This is a genomic window from Longimonas sp. (assembly GCF_040409695.1).
Lineage (GTDB): Bacteria > Bacteroidota > Rhodothermia > Rhodothermales > Salinibacteraceae > Longimonas.
The window spans coordinates 1-8,246 of record NZ_JARWGJ010000116.1 but is presented as its reverse complement, the minus strand read 5'-3'; the positions used below and the strand labels follow the sequence as shown (position 1 = coordinate 8,246).

The 8,246-nt window shown below is 62.5% G+C and carries 6 protein-coding genes; 5 read left to right on the top strand and 1 reads right to left on the bottom strand.

Annotation, left to right across the window (positions count from 1 at the left end; genetic code table 11):
- Positions 1 to 5: 5 nt before the first annotated feature.
- On the bottom strand, positions 6 to 680 hold the full coding sequence (locus PPP56_RS07315; RefSeq protein WP_353563385.1) for a Dph6-related ATP pyrophosphatase: 675 nt from the start codon (positions 678 to 680) through the stop codon (positions 6 to 8).
- Between the two features lie 248 nt (positions 681 to 928).
- Here PPP56_RS07315 and PPP56_RS07310 point away from each other — a divergent pair, with 248 nt between their 5' ends.
- From PPP56_RS07310 to PPP56_RS07290, 5 genes are all read left to right on the top strand, one after another.
- Complete coding sequence (locus PPP56_RS07310; protein ID WP_353563384.1) at positions 929 to 2,026, top strand: prephenate dehydrogenase/arogenate dehydrogenase family protein; 1,098 nt, start codon at positions 929 to 931, stop codon at positions 2,024 to 2,026.
- A gap of 190 nt (positions 2,027 to 2,216) precedes the next feature.
- The gene (gene gcvT / locus PPP56_RS07305) at positions 2,217 to 3,323 is read left to right on the top strand and encodes a glycine cleavage system aminomethyltransferase GcvT (protein ID WP_353563383.1); all 1,107 of its coding nucleotides are present in this window, start codon (positions 2,217 to 2,219) and stop codon (positions 3,321 to 3,323) included.
- Between the two features lie 235 nt (positions 3,324 to 3,558).
- The gene (locus PPP56_RS07300; RefSeq protein WP_353563382.1) at positions 3,559 to 4,308 is read left to right on the top strand and encodes a 2-phosphosulfolactate phosphatase; all 750 of its coding nucleotides are present in this window, start codon (positions 3,559 to 3,561) and stop codon (positions 4,306 to 4,308) included.
- Positions 4,309 to 4,489: 181 nt separating this feature from the next.
- Positions 4,490 to 7,630, top strand: coding sequence for a DNA translocase FtsK (locus tag PPP56_RS07295; RefSeq protein ID WP_353563381.1), 3,141 nt, complete (start codon positions 4,490 to 4,492; stop codon positions 7,628 to 7,630).
- A gap of 143 nt (positions 7,631 to 7,773) precedes the next feature.
- Positions 7,774 to 8,246: 5-(carboxyamino)imidazole ribonucleotide synthase (locus PPP56_RS07290; RefSeq protein WP_502912563.1), on the top strand; the 473-nt coding region annotated here is incomplete at its 3' end.

Below are 8,246 nucleotides of genomic sequence, written 5' to 3'. Positions count from 1 at the left end.
CGCATCTATGTGTAAGGAGCCAAGCGCGCCGGCGCATACGTGGTCGGCCCGCTCGCGTCGTGGGGACCAAGGGTGATGTGCAGCGTAGCGGAAAACGCATCGAGGTCGGTCACCACCGTATGAAACGCACCTTGCTCGCCGGCGGGGTCAACCGTCTCAGGAAGCGACTCGACCAGCGCGGTGTTGTAGCGCCGCCCAATGAACGCAGGAGCCAGTTGGCCAGGATCCACGCTGTTCACATAGGCTGTGCCCGCCGCATCCGCCCACCGACGAGACCAGGTTGAAACGTCGCATCCCCAGAGCGGAAACAGCGCCTCGTATCCACATGCCTCAATCAATCCAGCCCGGTAGTCGCGCACGTCGCTCAGAAAAACGTCGCCCGCAGCAATAGTAGTCAGCGTGTCAGGGAGATGCGAAGCGAAGGCGCGTTCGAGCGCAGCCTCGTATGCGGCATTGGAAGGCCGATCAGGAAGCGGAATGGAAATCCACCGCACGCCAAGTGATTCCGCCTGAGCAGCAATCACCTCGCGGTGGATGCCATGCATCGGCACCCATTTGCCACAGGCGCTTAGCGTTGTGATGAGGGCATCGACCCGGTACGAGGAATCGTGCAGCAGCGCATGGTAAGCAAGCGCCGCGTCTTTACCTCCGCTCCAAAAGAGCGCTACAGGTTCAGGCATAAAAGATCATTGGCAGGTGGAAAAGAGAAGCCCGCAGGGGCACAGACCACGGGGTGCACTATGGCAGAGTGCGTCCCGTGGTGCGGTCAACAATATATGACTAACAACATGGTAGAACCCCCCTATTTGAACAGCCGCCCTGCAGACTCGTTCATGGATGCGGCGAAGGCGTAGTCCCCGAGCCCCCGAGCAAATCAGCCTGTCTGGTTGCCCGCTTCGCATGTGTCTACTCTGAACGATATACCTGCATGATTGATTTCCCCTTTGAACGGTGCGCGGTACTTGGCACCGGGCTCATTGGCGGCTCCCTGGCATGGGCGCTGCGCCAGCACAACAGCGGCTGCACGATCGTCGGCTTCGACCGCCCCCAGGTGCTTGAGCGGGCTGAGGAGCGAGGCATTATCGACGCAAAGGCGGCATCGATGGGGGCCGCAGTAGATGGGTCCGATCTCGTTGTGCTTGCGTTCCCGCCCGGGAAGATCCTCGCTGCGATGGAGCAGCTTGCGCCGCACCTGAGCGAAGGGACAGTCGTTACCGACGTTGCGTCGGTGAAACGGGCTGTTGTTGACCAGGCCAACGAGGTGCTTCCCGAGCACGTCACGTTCATCGGCGGACACCCGATGTCTGGTGCTGAAACGTCGGGCGTAGACGCAGCCGACCCGATCCTCTTCGAGAACGCCGCCTACGTGCTCACTCCAACCGATTCAACCCCTCAGCCGGCGCTCAATGCCATGCATGCCGTCGTCGAGGCCGTCGGCGCAACGCCCATTATTCTATCGCCCGATGCCCACGACCGCATTGTGGCGCGCGTGAGCCACCTGCCGCAGCTGCTTGCCGTTGCGCTCATGCAACATGCCGGCGCGGCTGACGACGACACCCTCGCGCTGGCCGCTGGCGGATTTCGTGACCTCACGCGCATTGCCGACTCCCCGTTCGACCTGTGGCGCGAGATCCTGGTCGGCAACCAGGGACGCATCCTTGACGCGCTGGCCGACTTCACGCGCCGGCTGCAGACGATGCAGCGCCAGGTTGCTATGGGCGACATGGATGAGCTCGAGGCGCTCTTCGATGAAGCGCAAGAGGCCCGCGCTCAGCTCCCCGAGCGCGCATCCGGACTCATGCGTCCGGCGTACGACTGCACCGTACGGGTGCCCGACATGGCCGGAGCCCTTCACGAAATGACCAAACCACTGGCACGGGTGGGCGTGTCGGTCCGCGATATCGAACTGCTGCGCGTGCGCGACGGAACAGGCGGAACGTTCCGTCTGGCGTTCGAAACCGCCGAGGCCCTCCGCGCAGCGCTCGACGCGCTCAACGCAGAAGGCTTTGAGGCGCACGCAAATTAGCCCCGAATTAGACAGAAGACCGGTTTGCACCGTGAAGGCAGTGCCCTTAAATCGGTATGCACATGCCACAAATGCGCATGAAATTGGGGGTGGGCGGTGGAATCCTCTCTGAGAAGCCCCTATACTGAACAGGCAACACAGGCGCCCTGCGCATCGCAATTGCCTCTACGACTTACCTCTTACTTGTACCATGGCCGACACGCTTGCCACCACTCCGCTCTACGACGTGCACGAAGCACTCGGCGCCCGCATGATGCCCTTTGGCGGATTCGATATGCCGGTGCAATATAGCGGCATCATTGCCGAACACGAAGCTGTGCGTAACAACGCCGGCCTCTTCGATGTCAGTCATATGGGAGAGGTCGATGTAACGGGGCCGCAGGCAGAAGCGTTTGTGCAGCACCTGGTGACCAACGACGTATCGGCGCTCTACGACGGCAAAGCGCTCTACACGGCCATGTGCACGCCCGAAGGAGGTATCATCGACGACCTGCTGGTCTACCGGCGTGCGGCCAATCACTTCCTGCTCGTCATCAATGCGGGCAACCGCGCAGAAGACTGGCGCTGGATGCAAGAGAACAACCCGATGGGGGCCACGCTAACGAATCGCTCCGACGAGTACGCACTGCTGGCCCTGCAAGGCCCGAAAGCGCTCGACATTGCACGCCCGTTCGTCGGTCCGGCCCTCGACGAGCTCAGGTTCTATCACTTCATCGAGATGAACGACGGCTCGTTCATCGACTGCGACCGGGCCATCATCTCGCGTACTGGCTATACTGGCGAGCCAGGACTCGAGCTATACGTGCCCCCAGAAGACGCCGCACTCGTATGGAATACATTGCTTGAGGCCGGCGCCGATGATGGGCTCCTGCCTGCCGGGCTCGGCGCGCGCGACACGCTGCGCATGGAGGCCGGGTTCTGCTTGCATGGCAACGACATCAGCAAAGAAACCAACCCGTATGAAGCCGGACTGGGATGGATCGTAAAGCTCGAAGCAGGTGACTTCATCGGGCGCGAGGCGCTGCGTGCTGTCAAGGAAGAGGGGCCTCACCGCAAGCTCGTTGCGTTTGTCGCGCAGGAACGCGGCATCCCGCGTGCCGGAGACGAGCTCATCGATGCCGACGGCACCGTGCTCGGCCCTGTAACCAGCGGCACGCAGTCCCCCACGCTCAGCAGCGGCATCGGGCTGGGCTACGTGCCCAACAAATCCATATATACCGACCCGGGCACGTCGCTGTCGGTGCAAGGGCGCCGCACCGTGGCCGTAGAGGTCGCCAAACCCCCACTGCATAAGTAGGGGACAGACGCACATGCACACCCATGCATGTTACGTATCCTGTACCTCTCTGCAGGAGCGCAATAGTATGCTGTGATATATTATTAGCAAGAGGATTAGCAAGAGGCAACAAGCAAAAGCCACTCCGCTGCAGAAGGGAATCCTGCGGCTAACAGGAAAACGATTGCCTCAACGTCTTTTCTGTGCGCACTGAACGGCGTTCCCACGCACTGCTCACACCAACCACGTACAGTTTATGAGTGCCACGAGCGTAGAGGTTTTTCTTACTCACACAACCGTTGCTGAAGACGACGTGCGCGGCCGGGCTGTTGTCGTCATCGATGTGCTTCGGGCCTGCTCCACCATCAATACGGCGCTCTACAACGGAGCCCGTGCAGTGATGCCTGTTCCCGACATGGCACAGGCCGGCAAGATTGCGGCCAACCTTGATCCTGACGTCTTCCGGCTCGGGGGCGAGCGCAACGCAGAAAAGATTGACGGCTATCACCTTGGCAACTCGCCCCTGGAGTACACCGAAAAAGAAGTGCATGGGCGCGATGTGATCCTGAACACGACCAATGGCACCAAGGCCTTCGACCGAGCTAAAACCGCGAAGCACCTGGTTGCAGGCTCCTTCCTGAACGTAACCCGCGTAGCCGACTTCCTGCGCGAGCAAGACATCGACGTGGTTCTCGTGTGTGCCGGCCACGAAAACCGTGTAGCGCTCGAAGACACGCTCTGCGCCGGTGCCATCCTGCACCGGCTCTGGAAGGGAAGCGAGCCCAACCACGTCTCCGATGCGGCACATACGGCCCACTCCCTCTTTCTATATAACCGCTCAAGCCTCGGCGACACCCTGCGCAATGCGACCCATGCGCGCCGCTTAGCCCGCAACGGCCACGCCGAAGATATTGATTACTGCTTTCGAATTGACCAACTGCCCATCCTTCCGTACTATACCGACAACCGGCTTGTAGCATATGCCGACGTGCCTGCTCCCAGCTGACCGGGCCAGGCCTGTAAGCGGGCTCCGGTCGTGCCGTGCATCCGAAGCGTAAGAACCAAGAACCTGTTTGGGTTTTGGTTTGAAGGCGAGAGCAAGCACCTGGTTGGCTGACGGACAGCGCTCGCCTCTGCTATGCCCAGCGCCCTCGTGTTTGTTCATAAACGCCTCGTTGCCTGTCCGTATGGCTTCATCATCGCCCTCCACCGGCAGCGCGCCGCTGCTTAGCACAGCGCGCAAAGAAGAAATCTTCGGCGTGCTGTGTATGACGTTTGCAGCGCTGCTGGCACTGGCCTTCGTTTCGTACCACCCCGCCGACGACCTCTACCTGCAGCAGGTGTCGTTCTTCGACGCCATGTTCGGGACGCCTGAAGACGGCACCGGCACCCTCAACTGGCTTGGATACATGGGGGCGATGCTCGCATGGGTGTTCGTTCCAAACTTCATGGGCTACCCGGCGCTCGTGCTGTGCGGACTCCTCGCCTGGCTTGGCTTTCGGGTCTTTCGGCACCAGTCGCTGGTTCCTATGCTCGGTCCGGCACTTAACGCGCTGGGCGTAGCTGTCTTTATCTGCGTACTGCTCGGATGGGTCGGGCAAGCCTTCGGCATCCCTATGGTGCGCTGGAGCGGCGCGTTGGGCGTAACCGTAGCCGCAATGTTTACGCAGCTCCTGGGCATCGTTGGTACCCTGCTTGTGCTAACAGTTGTTGCTGTGGTTGGCGGACTGCTCGCGACCGAGGGCGATGTGCAGGGCGCTACCGACCGTCTCATCGTCATCGGAAAGGCAGTGGGCGCGGCCATCGCCACGGGCGCACAGCACGCCTGGACGTGGATTCAGGCCCGCTATGCCGAGTGGCAAAACCGCCCGCACCCGCAGTACGGCACACCACCCGAAGAAGAGGAGACCGCGTCCGACACGCCACGCATCAAAGACCCCACCGAGCCCAATGCCCCCGGATTCCGGCTGGTACGGTCGGATGCGGAGCCTTCGCCCGAAGATGAGGCCGACGAGGCGCCCCCCAACCCTGAGGCGCCTGCCCCACCGCCCGATGCCGCAGGCGAACCGTCAGCTCCTGCACAGCACACCCCCGCAACCGCGAAGGCTTCTCCCGAAGAGGTGTCGCCTGAAGAGGATTCTTCCAAAGAAACGCCCGCCTCCGAAACGCCTGGCTCCCCGTCGCCGTCCGCGCGCTCAGCCGAGGCGGCACAGCGCGAAGAAGACGCTTCCCGACCAGACGCCCCAGCGGTTCCAGACGCAGACCAGGCTTCTGAGGAGGAAGCACGGCCCGAAAAAAACCCAGGTGTGATTCGCTTCGACGACGTGAGCGACCGCATTCGGGCGATCGCCGAGCGGGTTGGGGAGGAGCAGGCGCGCCGAAGGGCCCGCCGCGAACGCGAAGCAGACTCCGACGCCGAACGCCCTGAAGCAGAGCAAACATCGGCGGGCAATCCTGCACCAACCTCGCAAGACCACCCGGAAAACCCCGGTGCTCACGATGATTCGTCGAGAGACGAGGAATCGGGCGAGGAACTGTCGGGCGAGAACCCGTCAGGTGAGAGCCCGGCTGCGCGTGATACTCCCTCGTCAGGAGCGGCTCCTTCCGCACGCACGAATCCATCATCCACCAGGGCAGACGCAGACCATAGCGCGTCGGAACCCTCCGAACGGGCGTCCGCGGCCCCGCATTCCTCTAACCCATCATCCGACACGCCAGAGTCGCCCGCTGAGCCGGTTACGCTGCAGGCAGACCCGGATGCGCCGAACGACATGGATATGCAGGTGCAGCCCGCCGAGCGTGAGGAGGCGGCCGACGACGTGCCGGTAGAGCCGGAGACCGCGCCGCAAGAGCCGGTGCCGTATGAGCCGCCGCCGCTCGACCTGCTCGACGCGTCGACCGAGGAAGATCCGGCTGTCGACTACGAGGAGCTGGAGACGAACAAGCAGATCCTGCTCGACACGCTGGCCACGCACAACATCGAGATTCAAGACATTACAGCGGTGGTGGGGCCAACCATAACCCGCTACGAGATGACCCCGGCGCCGGGCATTAAGCTGAGCCGCATCAAGTCGCTCGAAGACGACCTGGCGATGGCGATGGCTGCGCGAAGCATCCGGATTCTGGCCCCGATTCCTGGCAAGTCGGCGGTGGGGGTGGAGATTCCGAACCGTAGCCGCCAGCTGGTGCGCCTGCGTGATGTGATCGCGACCAAGACGTTTCGTGACGCCGATCTGGAGCTGCCGCTGCCGCTGGGGGTGTCGATTGAAGGCACGGTCTTTCTGGCCGACCTCACCAAGATGCCTCATCTGCTTATCGCCGGAGCCACCGGAAGCGGGAAGTCGGTCGGCCTCAACGCGCTGATCATGGGCATGATCTACGCATGCCATCCCTCCGACGTGAAGTTCGTTATCATCGATCCCAAGAAGATCGAGCTGCAGCAGTACGCGCTGCTGGAAGACCACTTCATGGCGCGCCCGGCTGATATCGAGGATACGGTGATCACGAATGTCGACGAGGCGTGCGGTGTGCTGAAAAGCTGCGAGGAGGAGATGGAGAAGCGCTACGACCTGCTGCAGGATGCGCGGGTGCGCAACATTCGCGCCTACAACCGCAAGTGGGCCGCCGGCAGCCTGGATGCGGCGGCGGGCCACCAGAAGCTGCCGTATGTGGTAGTGATCGTAGACGAGCTGGCCGACCTGATGATGACGGCGGGCGACGACATTGAGGGGCCGATTGCGCGGCTGGCGCAGAAAGCCCGTGCGGTGGGCATCCACCTGATCCTGGCAACGCAGCGTCCGTCGGTCGACGTCATTACCGGCTTGATTAAGGCCAACTTCCCGTCGCGGTCGGCCTTTGAGGTGGCTTCACGGGTCGACTCGCGCACCATTCTGGACCAGATCGGGGCCGAGCGGCTCGTGGGCAACGGCGATCTGCTCTTTTTGCGGGGCAGCTCGCTGCAGCGTCTGCAGGGCCCGTTTGTGTCGGTCGAAGAGGTGGAGCGGATCAACGGGTTCATTGGCGACCAGCCGCCAATGGCGCCGTACACGCTGCCCTCGCTACAGGAGTCGGGCCATGGCCCCGACGTGCTGCTCGGGGTGGAAGACACCGACGAGCTGTTTGAGGAGGCGGCCTACATCATCGTGCGCCGCCAGCAGGGCTCGGTATCGCTGCTGCAGCGCAAGCTGGCGATTGGCTATACCCGGGCTGCACGCATCGTAGACCAGCTGGAGGAAGCCGGCATCGTAGGCCCCTTCGCGGGCACCAAAGCCCGCGACGTGCTGGTCGACAGCGAAGACGAGCTGCGTCGTCTGTTTGAGGAGGCATAGCTCAATCAATTATGGGCGGCTGGGCTGCATGCCGGTAACTACATGCCGGTAACCAACGGCCTGCCGCGAACAGCCCGTCGCGAACAGCCTGTACAGCCTGTACCAACTGAACGCTAAACCTGCAAACCAATCTTCCTACTTCTGTGACTTCTTTTCCGACACTCGGTATCTTAGGCGGCGGCCAGCTTGGCAAGATGATGGCGGCTGAGGCAGTGCGCCTTGGCATCAACGTGCGGCTGCTGTCCCCGAAAGAAGCGGGTCCGATGCAGCCGTACGCCAACGCAACGGTGGCAGACTGGACCGACCCGGAGGTGCTTCGCGACTTTGCCACCGGCTGCACGGCGGTTACGGTCGAGAGCGAGTGGGCCCCGGCCGACACGCTCGCGCCCGTCTGCCCCGAAGGCACCGCCATCTGGCCGAGTCCGCAGACGCTCATGTGGATCCGGCACAAGGGCGTTCAGAATGATCGCCTGGCGGCATACGACATCCCATTGCCGGCCTACCGGCGCTGTGCAACGCGGGCGGCTGTGCACGACGCCGCCGACGAGCTGGGCTGGCCGCTTATGCTTAAGCAGTACGAGGGCTCCTATGACGGTTATGGCAACCGCCTGGTGAA